Consider the following 25233-nt stretch of genomic DNA (forward strand, 5'->3'; position numbering starts at 1 on the left):
TCGTCGCCGCTATCGACAGCCCTGGCGTTCTATCAATGCTGGCGTGAAATGTGGAAACCTCCGAAACTCCTGCTAATTTTGAGTATGAGAATTGGCGAGTTTCACTATTTTCAAGAACCTTTGCATGGGTGCATAATCGGATTGCTAAAGAAAACGATTTCAACTGAGAGAGGGGACGCAATTGCCTAGCATGAGACCACTACGTAGTACCATTGCCGTCACTGCACTTGGGCTCTCGGCGGCAGTTGCTGCTGCGCCGGTGCAAACCGGCATTGACCTGAACGGACATTTTGCTGCGGCACAGCTCGCCAGCCAGGGTAGCTTCGGCTTCGTTCGCCTGAAGAATGGCGTCCAGTTCCGCATCGGCGCGGTCAGCAAGAACGTGATTTTCTATGGCCCCACCACCGTACGCGTGAACGCCAACCTGGGCAAGAACCATTGGAAGAACCGCAGCATCGTCATCGTCGACAAGCCGGCCAACGTGGCTTTCGTTATCGAGGAGTCTGCGGACACGGTGACGCTCAAGAGCGCCAAACTGCGCGTTAGCATCGACCGCAAGACCGGCGCCCTGAGCTTCATGGACGGCACCGGCCGGCTGTACACCCGCGAGGCCAACGATCCGCAATCGATCAAGCAGGTCGACATCTCGGGCGCGCCGACCTACGAAGTAGAAAACCGGTTTACGCTCAAGCCCGACGAAGCGATCCTCGGCTTCGGCTACACCGACAGCGATGATATCAACCGGCGCAACAAGGATTTGCTGCTGGTCCAGACCAACCTGGGCATTATCATCCCGGTGATGATGTCGTCCGAGCGTTACGGCATCTTGTGGGATACCTATTCGAAGATGCGCTTTCACGATGGGGCCGACGGCGCCAGACTGTGGGCGGAAAGCGCCCCCGGCGGCGTCGACTACTACTTCATGGGCGGCGCGTCGATGGATGACGTGGTGGCCGACTACCGCGCCCTGACCGGCGCCGCACCGATGTTCCCCAAGCAGGCGTTCGGCCTGTTCATGAGCAAGGAGCGCTATGTCGACCAGGCCAATATCGTGCGGGTTGCCGAAACCTTCCGCAAGGAGCAGTTCCCGCTCGATTACATCGTCCAAGACTGGCAGTACTGGGGCAGCGACAAGGACGGTAGCTGGAGCGGCATGACCTGGGATCCGGTCCGCTATGCCGATCCGCAAGGCATGGTCGACAGCATCCACAAGCTCAACATGAAACTGATGGTCTCGATCTGGCCGTCGATAGGCAACGACACCGCGCTTGCCAAGGAACTCGATCAGCACGGCTTGCGCTTCGAGCCGCTGCACTGGATTTCGAAGAAGGCAAGGATCTATGATGCCTACAGCGCCCAAGGCCGCCAGATCTACTTCAAGCATGTCAAGTCGGGCCTGTTCGACAAGGGCGTGGACGCGCTCTGGATGGATGGCACCGAAGTGGAAGTCGGTTCGGCCGCCGGCGATCCGGTCCAGAACGAGGAAGACATCAAGGCGCTCGGACGCAATGCCCTGGGCGACTTCACGCGCTACCTCAATCCCTACTCCCTCATGACGACACTGGGCACCTACGACGGCCAGCGCGCCACCAGCAATCAAAGGGTATTCACGCTGACCCGCTCGGCCTGGGCCGGCGCCCAGCGCACTGCCGCGGCGTCCTGGTCGGGCGACATCCGCTCGAGCTGGGACACGCTGCGCAAGCAGATCAGCGGCGGCGTCAACGTGACGGTCACGGGCAACCCGTACTGGACCCAGGATACCGGAGGATTCTTCGTTCGCGGCGACTACCCGGAAGGCGAAAAGAGTCCGGCCTATCGCGAACTGTTTGCGCGCTGGTTCCAGTATGGCGCGTTCAATCCGATCATGCGCGTGCATGGAACGGACATCGAGCGCGAGCCGTACATCTTCAAAACGCTCGATCCGCAGGTCTACAAGTCGCTGCTCGACGCGGTACACTTGCGCTACCGGCTGCTGCCGTACATCTACGGCTTGAGCGCCAAGGTCACCAGCGATGGCTACACGATGATGCGTCCTTTGCCGATGGATTTTGCGGACGACAAGGCAACCTTCGGCATCAATGATGCCTTCATGTTCGGGCCTTCGCTGCTGGTGCACCCGGTCACGCGGCAGATGTATCGCATCGACCCACCGCCCCCGGCGACGATCCCGGCCGCCTACCTTCGCACGCCGGATGGCAAGCCAGGCCTGGCGGGCCAGTATTTTGAGGGCAGCAACTTCGAAACGGCCAAGGGCCAGGTGGTTGACGCGACGATAGACCATGCATGGCCCGGACCGCCGCTGGCCGATATTCCCGCGGGCCTTGGCTCGCTCGATAACTTCTCGGCGCGCTGGACCGGCACGCTGGAGGCGCCCGAGGATGGCGAGTATGAAATTGCCACCGAAGGCGACGACGGCACCCGCTTGTACCTCGATGGCGCGCTGGTCATCGACAACTGGACCGATGGCGCCAAACGGCTGCGCAGCACCAGCCAGACCTTGCACAAAGGGCAGCGCATCAACGTCAAGCTTGAGTACTATCAGGGCGCGTTGGATCGCAACCTGCGGCTGGCCTGGCGCACGCCGAGCGCCATCCGCGCGCAGAAGGAGGCTACGCCGGCATTGGACTTGGCGATGACGACCTACCTGCCCCGTATTTCCAACTCGGCCGGCTGGTACGATTTCTGGACCAACCAGCGCCACGCCGGCGGCACGACGGTCACGTGCCAGGCCGCGCTCGATATTTTTCCGCTGTATGTGCGCGCCGGGAGCATTCTTCCGATGGGGCCAGTGCTGCAATATGCGACCGAAAAACCGGAGGCGGCGTATGAGATCCGCATCTATCCTGGCGCAGACGGCAAGTTCACGCTCTACGACGATGACAACGAAACCTACAACTATGAGAAGGGCCAGTCTGCCCGCACCACGCTGGTGTGGAACGACGCGGCCAGGACGCTGACGATAGGCGCGCGCCAGGGCGCGTATCCTGGCATGGTAAAACAGCGCACCTTCAGTCTGGTGATGGCCGATGACACCAATGGCAAGGGAATCGCGAGTGGCCAGGCGACCAAATCGGTGGTCTACGGCGGTCAAACCATGGTCGTGAGGTTCGACAAATAGGTCGATAAGACGGTGCCGCGCGGCACCGTCTCCATCAGTATTATCTTGAACAAAAACTCGTGCTGGCAAGCGCCGCCTGCGTGCCGGCTGCCGCCGCAGTGGCCGCAAGCGGCAGTCATCAACATCGACAGCGGCTGGCGCTTCGCCTTCGGCCATCCGCGCGATACGGCCAAGGACTCCGGTCACGGCACCCGTCGGCCGGTAGCGTAAGCTGTTCCACATTCCCGCCGCCGACAAGGGACGGCGCATTTCACTCGAGTTCGACGGCGTCTGCCGCAACAGCACGGAGCAGCCGAATCTCTACGCCTGGACCACAACGGTGCTGCAGGGCGGCCGCGTGATCGACCGTTACGACACCCGCTTCGGCATCCGCACGTCGGCGTTAGGTTCGTCCGCTACGAAAATACTTGGAACCGTCCATATTTCGCCTGCTATGATGCCCGGACCGTAGCCGTCAAAACGTGCTGCCCCGAGACAGTTCAATACCCATAACTATATGCATGAGTTCTATAAAAAGGCGCTGCTGACGCTGATTTCCTTGCTCGTCGTGGACGCGCTGCTGGCAGTTTTTTTTATTTCCCGGGCCTTTCCGAAACAGACGTTGTCGCCGGTGGGTAAATATGACTCCGGCTGGCATTCCGGAACGTATTCCGACGTGGAAGCTGGCGGAGCGTCGTCAGTGCGCTTACACGACACGTCGCGTGACCGGCTGCGCTTCGACTTCAAGCTGAAGGACGTGAACGCGCCTCCTTTTGCCGCCGGCGACCTGAAACTCTATGACGGCAAAGGACGGCAGATCCACGAGGATTGGTCGAAGTTCGGTACCATTTCCTTCGTTGCCAAATGTTCACTGGCCACTTCCATGGCGTTCGAGGTGTCCACCTTCGATGAAAAATTTTCCGAGCCAGGCAAGTACGGGACTTACCGTCCACCTAGAACGTATTTTTCGTGCAATGAACAGGGCATGCGGGTGACGCTCGACTTGGCCCGGCTGCTTATTCCAGAATGGTGGTTTCCTACGATGAAGCAGGACCTGGGGGGCACGGGTTATAAACTGGACAGGGTCGGGAAAGTCATGTTTGGCACCACCGCCGCTACTCCACGCAATGTCGATGTCTATATTGAAATCAGCGAACTGACATTGCATGGCCGCGATTACCGCTATGTGGTCGCGCTGGTGGTCATTATCCTGGGTGGATGGATGGCATTTGGCGTTTGGTTTTTTCTGGCCTATTCCCGCGCACTGCTGGCCAGTGTGGATTCAAAAATGAAAATCAATTTGCCGTTGGCGGCCTATCGCCAGTTAACTGTGGAAGCGTATAAGGACAAGGAGAAGGCGTCGGTCTTGCGGTATATCGGCAGCTCTTATACCGATCCCAACCTGGACCTGGAAACCGTGGCGGAAGGGACCGGCGCGACACGCTATAAAATCAATGAAGTGCTGAAATCCGAACTTGGCATGACATTCACCGCTTACCTGAATAAACTGCGGCTGACTGAAGCATCCAGGCTGCTGGCTGAGAAAAGCAGCGCCATTGTGTCGGAAATCGCGTATATGGTTGGCTACTCGAATGTTCCTTATTTTAATAAGCTGTTCAAGGAAGAATTTGGATGCACGCCGAAGTCATTCCGGATCCTTGCCACCCAGCAGCGGCAGCACGAGCAGCCCGCCGTCAGCGTCCCATCAGAATCACTCTCCTGAACCGCCTCATCGCAACCACTCAGCCTGAACACCCCGGCTGAACCGCTGGCTCCACGGTTGGACCGTGACATGGCAGCCATTTCTTCCGCGCCGCTTGCCCGCCCCACCGCCAGATGTCACGACGGATTTACACTACAGCAACAATACCTTGCAATTTCTGCGGTTTGCAAGAAATTTTCTTGCCAGCGATATGGTTGCGCAAAATGGACTGCCTATGCTCCAGACGTGGACCAGATTCCGCTACCGCCCCGGTCGCCGACGCAAATAATGAGGACAGTTCCGCTGGCCGTGGCAGTTGCCGCGATCGCCTTCGTCTTCGAGGCCGACGCCATCCTGAGCAATCCGGCCGTTTGCTTGGCCCATTCCTCGGCGGCCTGAAGTGCCCCGGTCGAACGGACGCGTGCGCCTGTTCGCCCCTGTCGCGTCTGGCGCCACACAACATCACCGTTAACGGCCCTTAACGAAAGCGAGTTTCATGAAGAAGTTGCTTCCACCATCGCATGCCACACCGCAAATTCCGGCAATAAAAGGATGTAGTACCTGAATATTCCAGAAGTGGCTGGCTCGCGGGCATGCTTTCTACGTATGCCTGTCATATTAATAATGATGAGGTAATTAAAATGAAGAAAAAAGGTTTAGTATTCACATCCGTTCTAATGGCTTTATTAGGAAGCGTTGTGAACGCGCATGCTCAGACTTGCACGCCAACTGCGGTAACACCCTATATTTATGCAAATGGCAACTGGAATATAAAAACAGCTGCAACGTTTAATGGAAATCAACTCATACTTGGACCGCGACCAACAGAAGGCGGGGCCTGGTCATGGAGTGGCTGTGGGACATCAGGTTCGGCGCGTGAACAATACGTAACACCGAGTGCTAGCTGTACTGCAACAGCTGTTTATACCAATGATTGCGGCGCACAGACCACGCAAGCTTTTACGATTACGATTCCTCATTATCCTAGCTACAACACCAACCCCATTGCCCCGGATGCGACTGGCATGAGCAGTGACGCTACCCAGTTGGCTGCCAAAATAAAGCTGGGAACTAACATTGGAAACACAATGGAGGCCTGGGGTTGCGACACGCCGGGAGAGACTTGCTGGGGCCAGCCGATGGTTTCTGCCGCGTATGTCAAATTGGTAAAGGACAGCGGTTTTGACGCGATTCGGATCCCCGTATCCTGGGATCAGTATGCCGATCGGGCAACTGGAAAGATTAGCGACGCTTGGCTCAACCGCGTAAAGCAAGTGGTGCAGTATGCGGTGGATAACGGGTTGTACGTAGTCCTTAACATCCATTGGGATGGCGGTTGGTTGGAGAACAGAGTTAATTTTTCCGCACAAACGCAAGCCGCTGTCAACGCGAAACAGAAAGCCTACTGGGAGCAAATTGCCACGCATCTGCGTGACTTTGACGAGCATGTCTTGTTTGCCAGCGCCAACGAGCCTGATGCTGTCGAGTCAGGGGAAATAGACATTCTAAATAGCTATCACCAAACATTTGTCGATGCGGTTCGTTCGACGGGCGGCAGAAACGCTCATCGCGTGCTGGTGATCCAAGCCCCAAGAACCGACATCGGTCTGGCTGTCGATAATTGGTATTCCATGCCGTCCGACACTGTAACGGGTCGTCAAATGGCTGAAGTTCATTGGTACCCATGGAGTTTTACTAACCAGGGTGAAGACGCATCGTATTCACAGGTGTTTTGTTACTGGGGTAACGGCTTCCATTCGATTACAGATACTTACCGCAACTCGACTCGGGAAGAAGAGCCTTTTGTCGATGAATATTTTGCCAAAATGAAAGCGAAATTTGCGGACCAGGGGATTCCAGTTGTGCTGGGGGAGTTTGCTGCGATGTTGCGTTCGCCGTCAGTTTGCGCTGATATGCCCATGCATCGCGCTTCGCGTGCATATTACAATCAATATGTCGCCAAGGCGGCGCTTGCAAATGGCATGTTGCCGTTCGCATGGGAGATCGGGGTTACTCCAGCCCTCATATTCGACCGTAGTATTCCGGCGGTGGGTGATCCACAAATACTGAATGCACTTTTAGTAGGCGCTGGGAAAGCTGTCGGATTGGCTGCCGGCCCAAATAGTTGGACCTTGAATGGCAACGCTACAAATAATAGTTCAACTGCGGATATGCAATTTACTCTCAACCAAGGGGGGGCTGCTGCCGCTTATACTTTTGCCAATCCAGTGAATTGGAGTGGCAAAACCTTGAAAGTCGTCCTTAATTTTGATCAAACGTTTGTTTCAAATCGAAATGGCGGGATGACTGAATTGTTCCAGTTCTATACATACTCCGCCGATTGGGCTGCTGCTGAATTTAAGTGCGTGACTGGCAATAAAACATTGGTTGCAGGTCAAGATACGGAATTTACGTGTGCTGCTTTTGGCATTCCGAATGCGGCTGGAGTAGGTATCCTATTCTCTGCAACGGCAGGTTCCGTCACTATTAAAAGTGCCGTAATTAAAAATCCATAAAATTTCCACTTTGCAGCCGGTTTCGTACCAGAAGCCGGCTTTTTATTTGACCAGCTACTGGGCCTGGATCGCCAGTTCGTATGCAAGCTTGGCTTCCGGTGCTTGGAACACGCGTGGCCGCGTGGGCCCTTTTTTTTTCAATAAGTAATCAGGAAATTTTCATGACAACAAAGATTATCTCTCGCGCGCTCTTGCTGTCGCTGATTCTGGCCGGTTGCGGCGGGGGCGGTTCGAGCGACAGCGCCGTGCCGACTCCGACTCCGACTCCGACTCCTACTCCTACTCCTACTCCTACTCCTACTCCTACTCCTACTCCGACTCCGACTCCAACCCCGACTCCGACCCCGACTCCCGCTCCGTCGTCCAGCGCAGCCCTCAGCGAAGCCCTCGGCAAGCCCGCCCGGCTCCTCGTGGGCCTCGGCGCGGCCAGTCCTATCCCAGAGATGCAGGCCCAGGGGATCCGTCCGGACATCATCGATACCTACCTGGTGGCGGTCACGGGTTACAACTCTGGCGGCGGCGGTAACGCATGGCCTCAATGGCAATACGGCTATCCGGACGGTGGCGTCATCACGAAATTCTCCGGCGACGTCGCGGCCGTGGGCGCCGTGCCGATGTTCACCCTGTTCCAGATGCCTTCCTGGCGGGGTAACGACATGACCGTCCTTGTCGACGCGGGGTTCATGGCCGCCTACTGGTCGCAAGTCAGGTTGATGTTCCAGAAGATCAACGATACCGGCCGTCCCGCCCTGGTCAACCTCGAGCCTGACTTCTGGGGCTTCGCAGAGGGCGCTGCCCCCGGCGGCGACCCGATGAAGATTCCGGCGCTCGTGACCTCGGTGCCGGAATGCGCCAGCGAACCGAATACGGTCGTCGGCGTCGTCGGTTGCCTGTTGAAGCTCGGACGGACGTTAGCGCCCAAGACGAGGATGGGCTTCCCCGTGTCGTTGTGGTATGGGGACCCGGACAAAACCGGCGGCTTCATGGCAAAACTCGGCGCAGACAAGGCCGACTTCATCGTGGCGCAGACGAGTGATCGCGACGCAGGCTGCTTTGAAGTCCCCGTGCCCGTGGCCGAGTGTGCGAATCGTGGCACCGGCCCGTTCTACTTGGACGAGAACAACGTCACCACACCGAATTTCAACACAGCCCTCGATACGTGGACCACGGTGCGAAACCGCATGGGCGGCATACCGATCCTGTTCTGGCAGACACCAATGGGCGTGCCCTCGAACACTCCCGGCGGAACTCCGAAGCACTATCGGGACAACCACGTCCACTACATGCTGACGCATACAAAGCAGTACTCGGACGCCGGCGTATTCGCGATCAGCTTCAGTCCCGGGGGTGACACGTCGACGGACATCACGAACGACGGCGGCCAGTTCGCGCGCATGCTCAAGGACTACCTGGCAAATCCCGCGCCTTTTCCCAAGTGAAGGCTGACCGCAGGTCGCGGCCTCGAAAGTTGGACCAGAAAGCATAGAGGCGGCCGCGATCCTGCGGCCGGCAACATGATGGCCAGCAGCGTGATCGAGCTGAATTGAAGCAAGCTCGGCAAGCCCATGCTACGATCGAGGCCTCCACCCTTGACCACGCCCGATACCGGCGACTTCGATGTCGCCTTCGCGGGTGGCGGCGCCTCGATTACCGTGCAACCATAGGAGAAAACCGGATGATCAAAGTCAGTGTCATGTACCCGTACGCCGCAGGCGCGCGATTCGACCATGCTTACTACCGCGAGACGCATATGCCGATGGTGAAACAACGGCTCGGCGCTGCGTGTCTGTACTACACGGTGGACAAGGGCATCACCGGTGGTGCTCCAGGTTCCGCCCCTGTTTACGTGGCCAAGTGCGACTTCATCTGCACTTCTGTCGAAGCTTACCTGGCAGCCCGCGCCCCGCACGCGCTGGAGATCAGGGGCGACATAGCCAATTACACGGACATACAACCCTTGCTGCAAATTAGCGAGGTGGTAGTGGAGCGCTCGGAAGCCTGACCAAGGTTCGGATATCGCCCGCTACTTGAGGTAGTCGGATGGCGCGACTACTCAATCAACTTAAGCGACGGCGCCAGCCGGAGCGGCCGACCGGGCGAAATTGCCCGGCACGTAGCGGTCGCGCAGCTTCATGAATGGCGTCTCCACCAGCAGATGCAATAGCCAGCCCGCCAGCAGGCTGGCCGCGCTCATCAGCACGATGGCCTGCCAGCTATCCGGCCCCCACCCCTCGGCCTGCAGCGGCGCCCGCAGCAGCACGCACAGCGTCTTGTGCGTCAAGTAGATCGCGTACGACCACAGCGCAATGCTGGCCGCCCCCGGCACCCGCAGCCGTTGCAGCAGCGAGCCGGGACTCAAGGCCGCCACCAGCAGCAGCGTAAAACTCAAGCCCAGCATCGGATAGCCGATCACCGTCATCGGATAGCCGTAGTGATCTTCGATGAACAGCGACCAGGTCAACGCCAGCATCGTTGCGCCTGCCGCCAGCGCCCAGTTGCCGCGCGAGGTCAGCCGTGTCCACGCGCCGGCATGGTGGTTTTTCAGCAGCGCCAGCGCAACGCCGGCCACCAATTCATCGAAACGGCACAACGATGAGTAGTAAATCAGCGTGTAGTAATGAAAACCGCCCTGCTCCTCCGGCCCGACATACTCAATCCACAGATGGCTACGAATCGCCATGCCGGCCAGCAGCGTGCCGATCACCGCCAGCCAACCCAGCAGCAGCGGCTTGCGGCATGCCGCGATCGCCAACGCGACGGCCGGAAGCAGGAAATAAAACTGTTCTTCGACGCACAGCGACCAGGCATGCGAGAACGCCGTGCCCGGCATCAGCTGGATATTCTGGGTAAAAGTCAGGAACTTCCACAGCGGCGGCAGCACGTTCGTGCCGCGAAAGGCCGGCCACAAGGCGTACAGCGCCAGCACGAAGTAAAAATTCGGCAAGGTGCGCAGCAGGCGGCGCGCGTAAAAGCGCGCCAGCGAAAAGCGTTCGCCTTCGTCCGACCGCCGCGAACGCCGGATGCCGCCGAGAATCTGGTTGCCGATCAAATAGCCGCTGAGCGCGAAAAACAAGTCGACACCCGTCCAGCCAATCTCGCTGAACCAGCCGAAGGTCGGGCTACCGCTGACAAACAGCATGTAATGGTTGGCAAACACCAGCGCAATAGCCAGCGCACGCAAGGTGTCGAGGCCGGCATTGCGGCCCTGGGAAGTTGGATTCATTCCGCATCTTAACAAATCAGGGCGAGATCACCATGTTGACGACGTTGTCGGCCACGCTCAGCACCGCCGTGCTGCCGGCCGCGATCGCGTAATTGTGACTGTGGCCGGAATAGTACTCGACCGCACCCAGCCGGATACAGTCGATCGCCGCGCTGACGCCATTGCTGATGGTGTAGGCCGACAGCAGCATGTCCGGCGCGGTCACGAACTTCAGCACCACATCCTGCCCCGTGTTGTTGAGAAAAATCGTCTTGGCCGGCTTGACCGTCTTCAGCGAGACCGCTTCGGTGAATTGTATCGTCTGCATCACAGCACCCTGAACAGACCTGCCGGATAGCCGTCGTTAGTGCGCGTCAGGTCAACACTGATGTGTTTGCCATCATCGACCGGCAGGCTGGCGGCAGCCAGTTGCTTGAGGTTGAAGCCGACATAGTCGTGCGAGCCGTGGTATTCCGGGGACTGCGACAACCAGCTCAGCGCCGCCAAGCCCCTGCGCAACATCGCCTCGCAGCAGGCGCCCGAGCCGTACACCCCGACCTGGTACTTGGGCTCGCCCGGCCCGGCCGCGCGGAAGGCCTGGTTGACGCCTTCGAAATACGCGCTGACCGGGCCGCCGATGGCGTCCACCGAAGGATTGAAATCCACCGCGAAGTAAATCGCCGAGCCGGACGGCTGCGTGATGACCTGCTGCGCCATCAGGTAGGCAGCGGCGCCGTCGGCGCAGCCTTGGGCGCGGCTGAAATAGTTCAGGTGGTCGCCGCCGGCCTGCCACAGCGCGCCGATCTGGATGCTGGCGTCGGTCAGCGAACGCGCCTCGGCCAGCGACAGGCTCTTGCCCGCCTGGTGGCTGTAATAACGGATCGCGAAATCAATCCCCTGCTGTTTGATGGCAATGGCGTGCTGCGTCAATTCAAATGGCGCTTTCAGGCCAGTCAGAACAATCATGACATCTCCAGTAGATGGGGGCTGTGGTTTCCCCGCGTTAATGTTAGTATTTGCAAAAGATGTAGATATGGAACAACTGTAGTCATTCCATCCAGATTTGGCCTTCCGAAAACCTTCCGAAGCTCAAGTGATTGATTACAAAGCATTTATTTTCAAACAAAGAAGGTCCGTGTGAACCATAAGAGCTTTCGTTTCGGGCAGTGGCGGGTCGATCCGGCCACCAATACCCTCAGTTGCGGCGACCTGAACCGCCAACTGGAGCCGCGCGCCATGGATGTTTTGTTGCATTTATGCAAGCATCCGCACGTGGTGGTGTCCGCCGAAACCTTGCTCGACGCGTGTTGGGGCGACATCTCCCCCAGCGACAACGCGGTCCACAAAATCATTACCCAGCTGCGCCGGGCGCTGGACGATTCGGCGCTCGAACCGCGCTATATCGAAACCATCCGCAAGCGCGGCTATCGTTTGCTGGCCGAGCTGAGTTATGACGACGACGTCAGCAACGGCAGCTGGCTGCATGCCTCGCCGTTCCGCGGGCTGGAAGCGTTCGAGGAGCAGCACGCCGCGATCTTCTTCGGCCGCAAGCTCGGCGTCGACCAGCTGGTGCAGGTGGTGGTCAGCCAGGTGCAGGCGGCCTGCGCGATGGTGCTGGTGCTGGGACCGTCGGGCGCCGGCAAGACCTCGCTGGTGCAGGCTGGCCTGATTCCCGCCTTGAAAGCGGGCGCCGCCCCGGCCGAGTCCGGGCTGGCGATCGCCAGCCACCTGCAGCTGGACTGCGCCGACATGGGCCAGGCCAGCCTGCTCGACACCTTGGCCAGCGTGCTGCTCGACGCCGAACTGGACGGCCGTCTGCTGTTTGAGCACACCAGCGCCGCGGCGCTGGCCCAGCGCATGGCGCAAGACTTGCCGGGCCTGATCGCCCAGTTGCAGGCGCAGCTGCCGACGATACGGCTGATGCTGTTCATCGACCGCTTCGAAGCCATCTTCCGGCTGCCGCATATCGGCGAGCAGGAACGGGCCGTGTTCATCCACGTGCTCGACCAGCTGGCGCGCTCCGGCTGCATCTTGTTTGTGCTGGCCTGCCGCAACGACTTCTACCCGCATCTGACGGCCTACCCGGCGCTGATGAGCATGAAGCTGCGCGGCGGCCACTTCGACCTTGCGCCGCCCGGCGCGGCCGACATCGCCCAGATCATCCGCCACCCGGTGCAGGTGGCGCAGCTGCGTTACACGGTCGACGCGACCAGCGGCGAATCGCTGGACCAGGTGCTGATCGACGCCGCCAGGGCCGGCCCGGACACGCTGCCGCTGCTGCAATACTGCCTGCAGGAGCTGTATCGCCTGCGCAGCGCCGACGGCGAGTTGAGCCACGCCAGCTTCCACGCGCTGGGCGGGTTGGAGGGCGCGATCGGCGCGCGCGCGGAGCAAGTCATCTCGGCGCTGGGCAGCGCGCAGATCGCCGCCTTGCCGCATGTGCTGTCGCAACTGGTGCTGGTGGCCGAGGACGAGTCCACCGTCACCTCGCGCCGCGTGCCGTGGTCGGCGCTGCGCAACGAGGCCGATCACGCGCTGGTGCAGGCGCTGGTCGACGCCCACCTGTTCGTCAGCGATCTGCACGGCGGCGCGCCGGCATTCGGCATCGCCCACGAAGCGCTGCTGCGGCGCTGGCCGCGCGTGGTGGCGTGGATCGAGGAACATCGCCAGGCCCTGCAGGTGCGCAGCCGCATCAGCGCGCAAGCCAGGCGCTGGCAGGACAGCGGCCGCAAGCTCGACATGCTGCTGCCGTCCGGCACCCAGGCGAACCAGGCGCGCCAGTTGCTCAAGACCAGCGGCTTCAGCTTCACGCCGCAGGAGCAAGCCTTCGTCCAGGCCTCGCTGCAGGGCGTTCGGCGCGGCGAGCGGCTGCGGTTGACGATCACGATTGTGATGGCCGGCCTGGCGCTGCTGGCCGGCGGCCTGTTCCTGATGGCGCGCTCGGCGCAACAGGCGGCCGAGCGGCACCGCACCGAGGCCGAGGAATTAATGGGCTATATGCTGGGCGACTTCGTCGACAAGCTGCGGCCACTGGGCAAGCTGGATTTGCTCGACAGCGTGAGCAATCGCGCGTTGAAGTACCTGTCCGATCCAGCACGTAGCGACGATAGTGATACCGCACAGGCGCAACGCGCCAAGTCACTGCAATTGATTTCCGAAGTCAGGATCGCACGAGGAGATCCGGTCGGCGCCAGCACAGCCCTGCTAGCTGGCCGCCGCATACTACTGACCCAGCTACAAAAAAAATCAACCGACCAAGTGTTGCTCAAGAGCGCAGGTGAGAACGCATTCTGGCTTGGCCAGATTCAGCTGGATCAGAAAGCATGGGAGAAGTCTCAACAGTATTTTGAAGAGTATCGTGGTTACGCTGACCGCCTGGCCGCCGCTGCGCCTCTAGCGGTCGAGGCATGGATCGAACAATCTTACGCGCACAACAACCTCGGCACCGTGGCGTTGCGGCGCGGCGATATACCACGTGCAGCCAGCGAGTTCGCACTTTCTGTGGACCTTAAGACGAGCGCATATGCCAAAGCGCCCAAGGACAAGCAATTAACCTCGGATCTAGCTGATAGCCTATCATGGCAAGCTAGTACGCAGTTGCAACTGGGCCAATTGGCATTGGCGGAGACATTGTATGACCGCGAACTGGCGCTACTACAAGAGCTACACAAGACATATCCAGAAGAGAGTCAATGGGTCAAGCAATTGTCGTCGGCTTGGTCGCACCAATCCGAAGTAAAACAGGCGCGCGGCAAAATGAAAGCCAGCCATAGCGATCTTCTCCAAGCCCAGGCACTACTAAAGCAAGTCGTGGAAAAAGATCCGAGCAATCGCATCTGGCAACGCAATCTGTATTTAGCTCAATTGCGCATCATTGAAACCAATGACAGCGAACAGCGCTCCGATCTAATCTTGGGACAACTAGACTGGTTGGCACAGCGGTTCGAAGAACTGAGTCAGCTTGAACCAAAAAAACTCAACCTACAGGCTATGCTGGCTAATGTGCAACAACGCAAGGCAGCTATCTATCTACATAATCGAAGAAAAGTGGAAGCAACAGTCAATTTAGTACCTGCAGTCGAGAAATTACAGCGGCTGCATGCTTCGGCACCTAACGATCAGGTGATCCGCAACGTGCTGGTCGATGCGCTGCTGCTTAGCTCGCAACTTCAAGAATCACAAGAAAATGAAGTTGGGCGCGGACATTGCCGCACCGCACAGGCTATGCTAAGTCCGCTCGTCAAGGGCAGCGCGGATTTCCGTGTGCTCGCGCCGTGGGTCAAGGCTCAATTCTGCCTGAATCAACACGAGGCTGCGGCGTCAGTACGTACACAACTAGAAACAATGTCCTACCGTGACCCTGAATACCTGCGTTACCTGTCCACCCACCCACTGAAGAAAGTAAACTAATGAGCAAACTGCATCCATCGACCCAATTCATCAACGTTCTGGTTAAAGTTAAACCAGGCAGCACCGCCGGCACTTACAAAGTAGAAAGCGCGCCTACGATGCCTGTCGTGACGCAGGCCGATACCGTGGTCAATTACCAGATCTTTGACAGCGGAACAAGCAACATCGTCTTTACCGGCATGACCGTCGTTCCCGAGAATAATGATCAGCTTAGCGCAGCCAGTGTCAGCACCAGCGGAAAACAGCTGACCTTCAGCGACGCCAACACTTCCAAGGTGACACTGTACATCACACTTAACTTCAAAGACGAAGACGGCGTGGAATTCATGCACGACCCACAAGTCCAGAACGATCCACAACAGTAACCTTGGAATATCAAGTTTTTGTAGGGCGTCGATGGTCAGCGTGAATATAAATCACAACATTAGAAAGTCTTAGTTGCTATGAGCAATACATTCTTTACATCCATCAAAGAAGTCTTCTCTACGTCGGCGCCAAAAATTCGCTCGGAAGCTGTCGAAGAAAATCTGACCATTATCGCAATGCACGGCATTCAGTCCCTGACCAGCAAAGAATACTCGGCTGTTGCGGGTGCTCCACAAGTCAGGAACGAACCTAATTAAGTGACCAAACAGCCTGGTCTTGGCACACTCTCCTTACCAGATCAGTTAAAGATTTCGGCTGTTGCCGGATGGTCGTAAGTGGACAATAGACCAGGACAGCAATAAACGAATGCTGTGTGGATCATGTACGTCTGCCAATAGTAATTGGGGCGCAATGAAGATTACGCATTCAATGTGACTCACTATCTCCTCAACAATCATAGGATCAAATTATGAACCATACATTGTTTAAAAATATCAAAAAATCCTTGTCGACATCGGTACTAAAAGTTGAGTCGTCCACGGCCGAGCAAAATCCGATCACCGATACTCTGACCAAGATTTCCCCTCTGGCAATTGAGGAATGCTCGGCTGTAGCCGGCGCCCCACAAGTCCAAAATGTACCAGAAAACTGATAAGTAAGTTTCGAATTTCCAAGTGGGAAATGATCCCCAACTCTAAATTAGGGAAAATTATGCAAAATTCGATTTTCGCAAACGCCAAAAATCCATTATTCGTATCGCTGAAAGAAATTCGCTCAGCAGCTATCGAGAAAAGTCCAGGCGTTACTACCCCAACCGAAATTCAACACCTTTCGTTCAACGAATACTCGGCTGTTACCGGTGGTCCGCAAATAATAAACGAGCCGCAACAGTAAGAGTCAGCACGTTCAGTCCGACGCCGTCATACGAGGCGTCGGACTACGCGCCTGCAACGCGCAAGTCAGCATGCTCCCCTGAAGCGATCAGCCTGCCATCCTTTAGTCCAACCACTCTATCTGCACTAGCAATCGTCTCCGTCCGATGAGCCACGACAATCCGCGTGAGTCCCATCGATTTGACTGTGGTGTTGACGTTCTTTTCGTTGTCGATGTCCAGCTCGCTGGTCGCTTCGTCAAGAACAAGTATGCGCGGTTGCCGGTACAACGCACGTGCCAACAATATCCGCTGCTTTTGTCCACCACTGATGCCCACTCCACTATCACCAGTGATGGTGTTGTACCCCATCGGCATGCTTTCAATTTCCGTCGCGATCGCTGCCAGTCGCGCGCATTCCTTGATGCGCTTCCATTCGGGCATAGGGTCAAAGAAACTGATATTTTCCGCGATAGAGCCGGAGAACAAGCGGTCCTCCTGCATTACAGTCGCGACCATGTTCCGATAGGTGGCCAACCCCAGCTTCCGAATTGGTTGGCCACCGACCAGCACTTCTCCATGTGTAGGCGTGAGCAGACCCAGCATGACCTTGACCAGGGTCGTCTTGCCGCCGCCTGAGATACCAGTAATCGCAATGCTCTCCCCTGCTTCAATTTTAAGATCGATATTCTCGAACACATAAGGCTCGGTCGGCGAATAGCGAAATGAAATACCCCGCAACTCGATGCTCGGCAAGACATGCTCAATATCGACTTCGTCCGCATCATGTGGCCCCGCCAGTTCAACCTCGGCCAATACGATGTCAGCCACGCGCTCGCCGTGCAGCTTCAACATCTTGAACTCCACTACCTTATCGACCAGTGCCGCCAGCCTGGTCGAGAACTGATCCTTGTAGGCGACGAACGCGAACAACATCCCGGTCGTGAACACATTATTCATAACCGCAGTGGCAGCAAGCCAGACTATCAGCACACGCTCCAGACCAAAGAGCAAGGTCTGCGCCGTTTCGTAGCTGATGCGGATACGCTGGATGCGCAGTTCGGCATTGAATTGTTCCGCCAGAATATTCAACCATCCCGAGCGCCGTTGCTCGCCCTTGCCGAACAGGCGCACGCTTTGAATGCCATTTGCGGTTTCGAAGAAATGGGTGGTTTGTTTCGCGGCATGAACGATCTGTTCGGAGGTCGCCGCCCGCAAACTGTGGAACAAAACCCAGCGCATCAAGGCATACAGCGCCACCGCGATCAAGGAAATACAAGCCAGACGCCGGCTATACAGCAGCATCATGCCAAACGTGCCGGCGACCATGACACCATCAACCATCGCTTGTACAAAGCCACCCGTCAGGGTTTTCTGGATGGTGGTGATGGAACCGAAACGCGACATGATGTTGCCAACATGCCGCTTCTCAAAATACTCCAACGGCAGCTTGACCATGTGGCCAAAGACATTTCCCAGCCATTGGAAATTGAGCTGGGTACTGATCGCCACGACCGACCACCCGCGCACGGCGCCAATCGCGCCCTGTATCAATATGAGCAGGCCGAAGCCCAACGCCAGCGTCGTTAACAGATCCCGATCTGCGGAGACCAGCGCATGGTCCACCACCCACTGCAAGAAAAAAGGCAATGAGATTGATACAATTTCCAGCGCCAATGCCAGCAGCAGAATCTGCGTCAGCCCCCGCTTCAAACCGGTCACGTTTCCCATCAAACCGCGCAATGTAAATTGCAGCTTGTGATTGGCCGGTGCGAAATCCGAAGCGGGGCTCAGTTCCAGCGCGACACCTGTAAAGTGTTTGCTGAACTCAGCCATCGTGAAGGTGCGCACACCGATGGCCGGATCATGAATCACCGCGCGGCGGGAGGATACCGACACCAGCACAACGAAGTGATCCATGTCCCAATGGATTACGCACGGCAGCCGAAGCTCCGGCAGATTGTGCATATCCAATTTCACCGGCCGGCTGTCCAGCTTCAACACTTGCGAAATGCGGATCAGACTTTCCAGCGTCGCCCCCTTGCGCGAAATGGGGAAGCGCAGTCGCAGGGATGCCAGGTCCGTGCGATAGCCATGGTAGTCTGCCACCATCGCCAGACTGCATAAGCCGCATTCGCTGGCCTCGGTCTGCAAATAAATCGGCACGCTACGGTACAGTCCTATCCGTTCCATTCAGTACAGCTCCATCATAAGCGGCCGGAAATGCCGAGCAAGGGTTCCAATACCCACTCCACCAATGTGCGATGCTCCAGCACTAGCGTGGCCGACAACTGCATTCCTGGTTTCAATGCATGCACGCCTCTCGGCGATTTCACGTCCAGGGCATCCAACAGTACGCGCACACGGTAGACAGGTTCGGATGAAGCGGCAGCGTTCGGCTGCAAGTCGCCAAGCGCGACAGTGGTCAACGAGACGTCGCGTACGCGGCCGCGGAACTGTCCAAATTTTTGATAAGGGAAGGCGTCATAACGCAGCAGCACTTCCGTGCCCGGCCGGACAAAACCGGCGGCACGTGTGGGCACATAGAGTTCGGCTTCGAGCTTGCTGTCTTTCGGCAGCAGCGAGGCCAGTCGTTGTTCGCCCGAAACGGCTTGCCCTTGATCGACGAGGATGCCAGCCAACTTGCCGCTTTCATTGGCGCGCACCACCAGTTGGCGCTTGGCTTCGCTTTCGCTGGCTTGCTGCTTGAGTTCTTCAAGGCTGCGCTGGAGTTCAGAGGCTTCGCGGCCACGCTGTAGCGGCAGGTCGCTGCGCAGTGCCGAAAGCGCGGAGATGTCGCGCAAGACGCCCAGACGCTGCCCTTCGGTGCTGGACATTCGAGCTTCCTGCTCAAGCAGTTCGGCGGTCTTCTGGCTGGCGGCGTTCTTTGAAACGTTTCCTTCTGCCGCAAGGCTATTCAAGCTTGCCGACAAGTTACGCGCGATTTCTATTTTGCGGCGCTGCAAGGATAGTTCTCCATCCAGTTGCTTCAAGCTGGCGTTAAGGCTATCCAATCGCACAGCAATGTCCTGTCCTTTGTTGTTCGTCTGAAGGCCCTGCTGTTCGATTTCCTTGCGCAGATGCGCCATCCGTGAAGACAGCGCGTCGTTAATGGATGCTTGAGTATCCCCTTTTGTACTGGTGCGCTCGCTGGTCAGCACAAACACAGGATCACCCGCCCGAAGCAACTCGCCTTCCTTAGCCTGGATATTCGTCACGACGCCGGATTGGGGCGCCACCAGCCGTATCACTCCGCGGTCAGGTACCACTACTCCACTGACCGTCTCCTTGCGGGTGAAGCCGTGGGTACAAGCAAACACCACAATTGCTATCACGATCGAACAGAAAAATGCTGTCAAGGCCACGTTCGACCATGTGTGCGCCAAGATCACCACTCCATGCAGACGCTGGTTCTTATGCGCGACCGCTTCGGGCCGAAACAATCGACTCATCAATTTCTTTCGTCGGATAAAAAAATGGGCGCCCGCGCGTCCATAGCATGGTGGGGAGTATGCAGAATGCACTTGTCGAATTCAAAACGCATGCTACTGGAGGCGCATCGATTATGCAACGCCCAAGCAACAAAGCATGCTCTCAGTCACCTCGATTCATCTTACCCTCGGCAGTCAATCAGTATAAACTGCACTTTTCGAGATATCGATGAGACAGGCATGACGGCAGCAGGCGCTTTGCAATTCAAGTCCCACCAGTACAGCGGCCAACACCCCGGCGCCCGGCTGATCGTCACCGGCGCCGTACACGGCAACGAGACCTGCGGCACCAAGGCCATCACGCGCGTGATGCAGCAGCTCGACAGCGGCGCGCTGACGATACGCCAGGGCAGCGTCACCTTCGTCCCTATCGCCAATCCGCTGGCCTACGCCAAGGGCGAGCGCTCCGGCGAACGCAATCTGAACCGCAACCTGTTCCCCAATCCGAATCCGCAAGACTTCGAAGACCGCGTGGCCAACTGGCTATGCCCGCTGCTGGCGCAGCATGAGGTGCTGCTGGACCTGCACTCGTTCAACGCCGCCAGCGAACCGTTCGTCATGGTCGGCCCGCGCAACAACGACGGTCCGCTGGAGCCGTTCAGGCACCAGCAGCAGGAGCGCGCGATGGCGCGCCGGCTTGGCGTGCGGCGCTTTGTCGATGGCTGGCTGCGCACCTACGGTGCCGGCGTGCAGCGCCGCCTGCGCGGCGACAGCCAGCTGGAAACCGTGCTGCGCTACGGCATGGGCACCACCGAATACATGCGCAGCACCGGCGGCTACGCGCTGACGCTCGAATGCGGCCAGCACGCCGATCCGCAGGCGCCGGAGGTCGGCTATCGCGCCATCGTCAACACCCTCGCCTTCCTTGGCCTGATCGATGCGCCATCACCAGAGCCCATCGCCGACGAGGCGATGGAGGCGCTCAGCATGGTGGCGGTCTACGACAAGCAGCATGCCGACGATCAGTTCAGCCGCGCCTGGTCCAGCTTCGATCCGGTGCGGCAAGGCGAGCAGATCGGCACGCGCGCCGACGGTACGGCAGTGCTGGCCGAGTTCGACGGCCGCATCCTGTTCCCCGACGCGGCGGCCGGCGCCCACAGCGAATGGTATTACCTCACGCGCGCCAATCCCGGTTTCTGATCAGACGGTCGACAGTTTCAGGCCGACGATGCCGCCGACGATCATGGCGATGCAGCCCAGGCGCAGCGCGCTGGCCGGTTCGTTGAGCACGACGATGCCGAAGATCACCGTGCCGACCGTGCCGATGCCGGTCCAGATGGCGTAGGCCGTGCCCAGCGGCAGCGTGCGCAGCGCCAGGCCCAGCATGGCGACGCTGCCGGCCATGGCGGCCAGCGTCAGGGCCGTCGGCAGCGGCTTGCTGAAGCCGTCGGTGTATTTGAGCCCGACCGCCCACGCCACTTCCAGCAGGCCGGCCAGGATGAGGATTATCCAGGTCATCAAGTGTCTCCAAAATTGGCGGAAACTATAGCATTGACGGCTAAACTCTGCTGGCGACTTCCCGCCGCGCCCGCCACAGGCCATAATGCTCCATCAATAACAAGGAGGAGCATCCATGCAATTACTGGCGCAGATCGTCACCGGCCTGGTGGCGCTGATACATGTCTACATCGTCCTGCTCGAGACCGTGCTGTTTCAAACGCGCGGCCGCCGCGTGTTCGGGCTGACGCAGGAAAAGGCAGACATCGTCCAGCCGGCCATGTCCAACCAGGGGTGCTACAACGGCTTCCTGGTGGCGGCGCTGGTGGTCGGCTTTGCGCATCCGAACCCGGCGATCGGCTCGGCCTTCACGGTGTTCGGCCTGGTTTGCGTGGCGGTGGCCGGCGTGTGGGGCGGCGTCACCGTCAAGCGTTCCATCCTGCTGATCCAGACCCTGCCTGCGCTAATCGCGCTGGCCCTGCACTTCGCCTGAGGCCAAGCTGGGCGCTTAGCTGCCGGCCGGCTTGACGCCGTTCAGGCTGGGCAAGGTGATGGTCTCGACCACCACCGGCGCCGGTTCGGCGGCCGGCTTGGCGCCGCTGCCGCGCAAGGCCAGCAGCCAGCCGATGCCGTCGAACCAGAACGGCGCGCCCAGCGACGAGGCGAAGGCCGTGACGATCCAACCCATCAACGCGAACGCCAGCGCGGCCATGAAGGCGCCGTAGCCTTTGCCGGCAACGCCGTCAAAGCGCGACGAGGGCCAGCCGATCGGCAGCGCCTGCATCGCTTGCACATCTTTTTTCACTTCGACCACCTGACTCATCGGCGTGTCGGTGGGCGCGGCCGCCGTTGGCTTCATGCGGCCGGTCGCCATGGCGTCGGCGCCCTGCTGCGCCAGCGCGGCGGCGGCGCCGTTGTCTCGCCACAGGCGCTGGCTTAGCTGCAGCGCATCGATATTCATTGCGCCCGCGTAGAACAGGCCGACGCAAAACAGCACCAGCTGCGAACGCCGCTTGTACCAGCCGGTGATGCGGTCCATCACCGTGTCGTACCAGGTGCGCACGGCGCTTTCCAGCGCGCCCAGGTCGTCGGGCCCCTCGCCCATCAGCGCCAGCAGCGTGCGGCTCAGGCCTTCGTTGCCGATGTTGGCCAGCAGCCGCGTAGCCGTCTGGCCCTTGCCGTATTTGGCGGTCAGCGTCGCCATGAACGCGCGCGCGAAAATCGCCGAAGGAATATAAGACGGCATGCGGCCCTGCTGCGCCAGGCCGGTGATCAGCGGATGCGTCATGACGGCGGCCGACAGCGAATCCGGCCCCAGCTTGGCCAGGTCGAAGCCCTTGTCCATGCGCAGGAAGCGCATGACCGACGGGACGATGCCGCGCAGCCGATGCTTGCCGGCCGGCTCGTGCAGCAGGGTCAGCACGCCGTCCAGCAGCACCTTGGCGCGGGTCTGGAACAGCGAGGCGATGGCTTCACGCGTGGCGCTGCACAGCAGGCTCACGGCCAGGAAGGTGTAGGACAGCCCGATGGCCACATCCAGGTAATGACTCGACATACGGCCCTCATTAAACTTCGAACAATGTTCCCATAACATAAATGATTTTTTGGCCGTCAGCACGTTTTTCTTTTATATCGTAAGATCACGATATTGAAATCGGAAAAAGACGATCCATATATCGTTACATGCAAATGGACATAGACGCTATTCATAAAGCCCTCGCCAACCCGATGCGGCGCCAGATCCTGGCGTGGCTGAAGGAGCCCGAGGTGTATTTCGCGGAGCAGCAGCACCCGCTGAGCCTGGGGGTGTGCGCCGGCCTCATCGACCGGCGTTGTGAATTGTCGCAATCGACGGTGTCGGCGCATCTGGCCACCCTGCTCAAGGCGGGCCTGATCACGTCGCACCGCGTGGGGCAATGGAATTATTTCAAACGCGACGAAGCGACCATCCGGGCCTTCATCGATCAAATGACTTTATAGGAAACTCATCATGGCAAATCTTTTCGACCCGCTCATCCTCGGCGACATCACGCTGAAAAACCGCATCGTCATGGCGCCGCTGACCCGCGCCCGCGCCGTCGGCGGCGCCCGCGTGCCGAACGCGCTGATGGCCAGGTACTACGTGCAGCGCGCCAGCGCCGGCCTGATCCTGAGCGAGGCGACCGCCGTCACGCCGCAGGGCGTGGGCTACGCCGACACGCCGGGCCTGTGGTCGGACGAGCAGGTCGAAGGCTGGAAGCTGGTGACCGACGCGGTGCACCAGGCCGGCGGCGTGATCTTCGCCCAGCTGTGGCACGTGGGCCGCATCTCCGATCCGAGTTTCCTGAACGGCGAAGCGCCGGTCTCTGCCAGCGCCATCGCCGCCAACGGCCACGTCAGCCTGCTGCGTCCGCAGCGCGCCTATCCGGTGCCGCGCGCGCTCGACACCGAGGAGCTGGCCGGCATCGTCGCCGCCTACAAGCTGGGCGCGGAAAACGCCAAGAAGGCCGGCTTCGACGGCGTGGAAATCCACGGCGCCAACGGCTACCTGCTCGACCAGTTCCTGCAAGACAAAACCAACCAGCGCAGCGACAACTACGGCGGCCCGATCGAGAACCGCGCCCGGCTGATGCTGGAAGTGACCGACGCCTGTATCGACGTCTGGGGCGCGGGCCGCGTCGGCATGCACCTGGCGCCGCGCCGCGACGCGCACGACATGGGCGACTCCGACCCGGCCGCTACCTTCGGCTACGTGGCGCGCGAGCTGGGCAAGCGCAAGATCGCCTTCATCTGCGCGCGCGAGGCGGTCGGCGAGGACAGCCTGGGGCCCGTGCTGAAGAAGGCATTCGGCGGCGTGTACATCGCCAATGAAAAGATGGACAAGCAGACCGCGCAGCAAGTGCTGGACGCCGGCACCGCCGACGCCATCGCCTTCGGCAAGGCCTTCATCGCCAACCCGGACCTGCCGCGCCGCCTGCAGCTGGACGCGCCGCTGAACGAGTGGAAGGCCGAAACCTTCTATGCGCCCGCGGAAGAAGGCTACACCGACTATCCGGCGCTGGCCTGACCCGCACGGCCAGGCGGGGTCGGACCCCATGCGGGGTCCGACCCCTAAGTGGCGCGGCAGGCGTATCGCTTAAGGCTGGCGGGTTTGTCTAACGCGGCAACGAGTAGTTGACCGGCACGAAGTCGTAGCCCTTGCCGTCAACGCGCACATGGCCCAGCGCCGGGAACGACAGGTGCGAGGCGCCGATCAGGTATCCGCCCTTGGCCGCCGCCGCGAACGCTTCCTTGCGCTCGGCGATGGCCACCTTGCTGTCGCTGTCGAAGTTGACGCCGACCTCGGGATGCTCAAACTGCACCGCCTGCACGTGCAGCAAATCCCCCAGCAGCACCAGCTTCTGCCCCGCGCTCTCGACCACGTAGGTGATATGGCCCGGCGTGTGCCCGCCGTTGAGATACGATTTGATGCCCGGCACCAGCTCGCTGTTGGCGATGATGGGCTGGAACCTGCCGGCCTTGATGTAGGGATTCAGCGACATCATCGCGCCCTGGAAGTCTTCCTTCTCTTCGCCGGTCGCCTTGTCCAGGTTGCTCTGGCTCAGAAAGTAATCCGCGTCCAGCTTGCCGGCGCGGACCACCGCGTTCGGGAACACCCGCTGCTCGTTGGCCGCCAGGCCGCCGACATGGTCGCCGTGCATGTGGCTGATGTAGATCTCGTCCACCTGCTCGGGCTTGTAACCGGACGCCTTGAAGTTGGCCAGCATCTTGCCGGCGGTCGGGCCGAACAGGCTGGCGGCGCCGGCGTCGATCAGCACCAGCTTGCTGCCGGTGTTGATCAGGAAGGCGTTGACCGAGGTTTCCACCGGGCTCTTCAGAAACGCCCTGGCCAGCGCCGCGTTGGTCTTGGCCGGCGGCTGCTTGAGCAAATGATCGACCGGCAGGTCGATGCTGCCGTCGTTGAGCACGGTCACCTCGAATTCACCCAGCATCACGCGGTAAAAGCCGGGCGCCTGGACCCTGGCCATCGGCGCGGCGGCCTGCGCCATCGAACAAGCGGCCGCCAGCGCCAGCACGGCGGCGGATCGGGTCAAGGTGGTCGTGATCATAGCGTCCCTGTTATTTTGCCTGTCAAGAGACGCTACGATACCGCAAAATCCGC

General features: G+C 59.3%; 24 protein-coding genes. 16 read left to right on the forward strand and 8 right to left on the reverse strand.

Translation table 11 applies throughout. The features are described from left to right. Positions 1 to 190 precede the first annotated feature (190 nt). From ACEN9O_RS27505 to ACEN9O_RS27535, 7 genes are all read left to right on the forward strand, one after another. The gene (locus ACEN9O_RS27505) at positions 191 to 3118 is read left to right on the forward strand and encodes a glycoside hydrolase family 31 protein (RefSeq protein WP_495614969.1); all 2928 of its coding nucleotides are present in this window, start codon (positions 191 to 193) and stop codon (positions 3116 to 3118) included. A gap of 45 nt (positions 3119 to 3163) precedes the next feature. Next, positions 3164 to 3328, forward strand: a complete 165-nt coding sequence (locus ACEN9O_RS27510) for a hypothetical protein (protein WP_495614970.1) — start codon at positions 3164 to 3166, stop codon at positions 3326 to 3328. Positions 3329 to 3365: 37 nt separating this feature from the next. Beyond that, complete coding sequence (locus ACEN9O_RS27515; RefSeq protein WP_495618549.1) at positions 3366 to 3569, forward strand: hypothetical protein; 204 nt, start codon at positions 3366 to 3368, stop codon at positions 3567 to 3569. Between the two features lie 45 nt (positions 3570 to 3614). Continuing rightward, positions 3615 to 4820, forward strand: coding sequence for a helix-turn-helix domain-containing protein (locus ACEN9O_RS27520; RefSeq protein ID WP_495614971.1), 1206 nt, complete (start codon positions 3615 to 3617; stop codon positions 4818 to 4820). A 620-nt stretch (positions 4821 to 5440) separates the two neighbouring features. Further along, positions 5441 to 7315: a glycoside hydrolase family 5 protein gene (locus tag ACEN9O_RS27525; RefSeq protein ID WP_495614972.1), complete on the forward strand. Its 1875-nt coding sequence runs from the start codon at positions 5441 to 5443 to the stop codon at positions 7313 to 7315. A 443-nt stretch (positions 7316 to 7758) separates the two neighbouring features. Beyond that, positions 7759 to 8754, forward strand: a complete 996-nt coding sequence (locus ACEN9O_RS27530; protein WP_495614973.1) for a hypothetical protein — start codon at positions 7759 to 7761, stop codon at positions 8752 to 8754. Positions 8755 to 8990: 236 nt separating this feature from the next. After that, a complete protein-coding gene (locus tag ACEN9O_RS27535) occupies positions 8991 to 9317 on the forward strand; it encodes an EthD family reductase (RefSeq protein WP_495614974.1) in 327 nt (108 codons plus the stop codon). A 60-nt stretch (positions 9318 to 9377) separates the two neighbouring features. Here the strand turns inward: ACEN9O_RS27535 and ACEN9O_RS27540 are convergent, their stop codons facing one another. From ACEN9O_RS27540 to ACEN9O_RS27550, 3 genes are read right to left on the reverse strand one after another with little or no spacing between them, the layout of a single operon-like run. After that, positions 9378 to 10538 carry an acyltransferase family protein gene (locus tag ACEN9O_RS27540; RefSeq protein ID WP_495614975.1) on the reverse strand — a complete coding sequence of 387 codons (1161 nt, stop codon included), beginning with the start codon at positions 10536 to 10538 and terminating at the stop codon, positions 9378 to 9380. A 16-nt stretch (positions 10539 to 10554) separates the two neighbouring features. Continuing rightward, positions 10555 to 10845 (reverse strand): hypothetical protein, encoded by a 291-nt coding sequence (locus ACEN9O_RS27545; RefSeq protein WP_495614976.1) that lies wholly within the window; start codon positions 10843 to 10845, stop codon positions 10555 to 10557. Then, positions 10845 to 11483, reverse strand: coding sequence for a DUF1906 domain-containing protein (locus ACEN9O_RS27550; protein ID WP_495614977.1), 639 nt, complete (start codon positions 11481 to 11483; stop codon positions 10845 to 10847). Before ACEN9O_RS27550 ends, ACEN9O_RS27545 begins: the two co-directional genes overlap by 1 nt. A 171-nt stretch (positions 11484 to 11654) precedes the next feature. Here ACEN9O_RS27550 and ACEN9O_RS27555 point away from each other — a divergent pair, with 171 nt between their 5' ends. The 5 genes from ACEN9O_RS27555 to ACEN9O_RS27575 all read left to right on the forward strand — a co-directional run bounded on the left by ACEN9O_RS27555 (position 11655) and on the right by ACEN9O_RS27575 (position 16187). After that, positions 11655 to 14927: an nSTAND1 domain-containing NTPase gene (locus ACEN9O_RS27555; RefSeq protein WP_495614978.1), complete on the forward strand. Its 3273-nt coding sequence runs from the start codon at positions 11655 to 11657 to the stop codon at positions 14925 to 14927. Beyond that, on the forward strand, positions 14927 to 15292 hold the full coding sequence (locus ACEN9O_RS27560) for a DP-EP family protein (protein WP_495614979.1): 366 nt from the start codon (positions 14927 to 14929) through the stop codon (positions 15290 to 15292). The genes ACEN9O_RS27555 and ACEN9O_RS27560 overlap by 1 nt, the downstream gene beginning before the upstream one ends. A 78-nt stretch (positions 15293 to 15370) precedes the next feature. After that, positions 15371 to 15550, forward strand: a complete 180-nt coding sequence (locus ACEN9O_RS27565) for a hypothetical protein (protein ID WP_495614980.1) — start codon at positions 15371 to 15373, stop codon at positions 15548 to 15550. Positions 15551 to 15762: 212 nt separating this feature from the next. Then, entirely contained in the window at positions 15763 to 15945 is a 183-nt protein-coding gene (locus ACEN9O_RS27570) for a hypothetical protein (protein WP_495614981.1), read from the forward strand. A 59-nt stretch (positions 15946 to 16004) separates the two neighbouring features. After that, positions 16005 to 16187: a hypothetical protein gene (locus ACEN9O_RS27575; RefSeq protein WP_495614982.1), complete on the forward strand. Its 183-nt coding sequence runs from the start codon at positions 16005 to 16007 to the stop codon at positions 16185 to 16187. 43 nt (positions 16188 to 16230) lie between these two features. Here ACEN9O_RS27575 and ACEN9O_RS27580 read toward each other — a convergent pair whose 3' ends face one another. Continuing rightward, positions 16231 to 18357 carry a peptidase domain-containing ABC transporter gene (locus tag ACEN9O_RS27580; RefSeq protein WP_495614983.1) on the reverse strand — a complete coding sequence of 709 codons (2127 nt, stop codon included), beginning with the start codon at positions 18355 to 18357 and terminating at the stop codon, positions 16231 to 16233. A 14-nt stretch (positions 18358 to 18371) separates the two neighbouring features. Next, positions 18372 to 19616, reverse strand: a complete 1245-nt coding sequence (locus ACEN9O_RS27585; protein ID WP_495614984.1) for an HlyD family secretion protein — start codon at positions 19614 to 19616, stop codon at positions 18372 to 18374. 219 nt (positions 19617 to 19835) lie between these two features. On the opposite strand from ACEN9O_RS27585, the gene ACEN9O_RS27590 reads away from it, so the two are divergent. Further along, on the forward strand, positions 19836 to 20795 hold the full coding sequence (locus tag ACEN9O_RS27590) for a M14 family metallopeptidase (protein WP_495614985.1): 960 nt from the start codon (positions 19836 to 19838) through the stop codon (positions 20793 to 20795). Here ACEN9O_RS27590 and sugE read toward each other — a convergent pair whose 3' ends face one another. Further along, entirely contained in the window at positions 20796 to 21113 is a 318-nt protein-coding gene (sugE, locus tag ACEN9O_RS27595; protein ID WP_495614986.1) for a quaternary ammonium compound efflux SMR transporter SugE, read from the reverse strand. A gap of 115 nt (positions 21114 to 21228) precedes the next feature. On the opposite strand from sugE, the gene ACEN9O_RS27600 reads away from it, so the two are divergent. Continuing rightward, positions 21229 to 21585: a DUF1304 domain-containing protein gene (locus tag ACEN9O_RS27600; RefSeq protein ID WP_495614987.1), complete on the forward strand. Its 357-nt coding sequence runs from the start codon at positions 21229 to 21231 to the stop codon at positions 21583 to 21585. 15 nt (positions 21586 to 21600) lie between these two features. On the opposite strand, the gene ACEN9O_RS27605 is transcribed toward ACEN9O_RS27600, so the two are convergent. Then, entirely contained in the window at positions 21601 to 22647 is a 1047-nt protein-coding gene (locus tag ACEN9O_RS27605; RefSeq protein WP_495614988.1) for a hypothetical protein, read from the reverse strand. 134 nt (positions 22648 to 22781) lie between these two features. On the opposite strand from ACEN9O_RS27605, the gene ACEN9O_RS27610 reads away from it, so the two are divergent. Then, positions 22782 to 23072, forward strand: a complete 291-nt coding sequence (locus ACEN9O_RS27610) for an ArsR/SmtB family transcription factor (RefSeq protein ID WP_495614989.1) — start codon at positions 22782 to 22784, stop codon at positions 23070 to 23072. Positions 23073 to 23082: 10 nt separating this feature from the next. Beyond that, entirely contained in the window at positions 23083 to 24138 is a 1056-nt protein-coding gene (locus ACEN9O_RS27615; protein WP_495614990.1) for an alkene reductase, read from the forward strand. A gap of 88 nt (positions 24139 to 24226) precedes the next feature. On the opposite strand, the gene ACEN9O_RS27620 is transcribed toward ACEN9O_RS27615, so the two are convergent. After that, positions 24227 to 25180, reverse strand: a complete 954-nt coding sequence (locus ACEN9O_RS27620; protein WP_495614991.1) for an MBL fold metallo-hydrolase — start codon at positions 25178 to 25180, stop codon at positions 24227 to 24229. Positions 25181 to 25233: the final 53 nt, after the last annotated feature.

It is taken from the genome of Duganella sp. Dugasp78, from assembly GCF_059491455.1.

What these genes read in the sequence shown, in the direction of transcription:
- ACEN9O_RS27505 (WP_495614969.1), top strand. Translation starts at nt 191, where the DNA reads ATGAGACCACTACGTAGTACCATTGCCGTCACTGCACTTGGGCTCTCG.
- ACEN9O_RS27520 (WP_495614971.1), top strand. Translation starts at nt 3,615, where the DNA reads ATGCATGAGTTCTATAAAAAGGCGCTGCTGACGCTGATTTCCTTGCTC.
- ACEN9O_RS27525 (WP_495614972.1), top strand. Translation starts at nt 5,441, where the DNA reads ATGAAGAAAAAAGGTTTAGTATTCACATCCGTTCTAATGGCTTTATTA.
- ACEN9O_RS27530 (WP_495614973.1), top strand. Translation starts at nt 7,759, where the DNA reads ATGCAGGCCCAGGGGATCCGTCCGGACATCATCGATACCTACCTGGTG.
- ACEN9O_RS27535 (WP_495614974.1), top strand. Translation starts at nt 8,991, where the DNA reads ATGATCAAAGTCAGTGTCATGTACCCGTACGCCGCAGGCGCGCGATTC.
- ACEN9O_RS27540 (WP_495614975.1), bottom strand. Translation starts at nt 10,538, where the DNA reads ATGAATCCAACTTCCCAGGGCCGCAATGCCGGCCTCGACACCTTGCGT.
- ACEN9O_RS27545 (WP_495614976.1), bottom strand. Translation starts at nt 10,845, where the DNA reads ATGCAGACGATACAATTCACCGAAGCGGTCTCGCTGAAGACGGTCAAG.
- ACEN9O_RS27550 (WP_495614977.1), bottom strand. Translation starts at nt 11,483, where the DNA reads ATGATTGTTCTGACTGGCCTGAAAGCGCCATTTGAATTGACGCAGCAC.
- ACEN9O_RS27560 (WP_495614979.1), top strand. Translation starts at nt 14,927, where the DNA reads ATGAGCAAACTGCATCCATCGACCCAATTCATCAACGTTCTGGTTAAA.
- ACEN9O_RS27565 (WP_495614980.1), top strand. Translation starts at nt 15,371, where the DNA reads ATGAGCAATACATTCTTTACATCCATCAAAGAAGTCTTCTCTACGTCG.
- ACEN9O_RS27570 (WP_495614981.1), top strand. Translation starts at nt 15,763, where the DNA reads ATGAACCATACATTGTTTAAAAATATCAAAAAATCCTTGTCGACATCG.
- ACEN9O_RS27575 (WP_495614982.1), top strand. Translation starts at nt 16,005, where the DNA reads ATGCAAAATTCGATTTTCGCAAACGCCAAAAATCCATTATTCGTATCG.
- ACEN9O_RS27580 (WP_495614983.1), bottom strand. Translation starts at nt 18,357, where the DNA reads ATGGAACGGATAGGACTGTACCGTAGCGTGCCGATTTATTTGCAGACC.
- ACEN9O_RS27585 (WP_495614984.1), bottom strand. Translation starts at nt 19,616, where the DNA reads ATGAGTCGATTGTTTCGGCCCGAAGCGGTCGCGCATAAGAACCAGCGT.
- ACEN9O_RS27590 (WP_495614985.1), top strand. Translation starts at nt 19,836, where the DNA reads ATGACGGCAGCAGGCGCTTTGCAATTCAAGTCCCACCAGTACAGCGGC.
- sugE (WP_495614986.1), bottom strand. Translation starts at nt 21,113, where the DNA reads ATGACCTGGATAATCCTCATCCTGGCCGGCCTGCTGGAAGTGGCGTGG.
- ACEN9O_RS27600 (WP_495614987.1), top strand. Translation starts at nt 21,229, where the DNA reads ATGCAATTACTGGCGCAGATCGTCACCGGCCTGGTGGCGCTGATACAT.
- ACEN9O_RS27605 (WP_495614988.1), bottom strand. Translation starts at nt 22,647, where the DNA reads ATGTCGAGTCATTACCTGGATGTGGCCATCGGGCTGTCCTACACCTTC.
- ACEN9O_RS27610 (WP_495614989.1), top strand. Translation starts at nt 22,782, where the DNA reads ATGGACATAGACGCTATTCATAAAGCCCTCGCCAACCCGATGCGGCGC.
- ACEN9O_RS27615 (WP_495614990.1), top strand. Translation starts at nt 23,083, where the DNA reads ATGGCAAATCTTTTCGACCCGCTCATCCTCGGCGACATCACGCTGAAA.
- ACEN9O_RS27620 (WP_495614991.1), bottom strand. Translation starts at nt 25,180, where the DNA reads ATGATCACGACCACCTTGACCCGATCCGCCGCCGTGCTGGCGCTGGCG.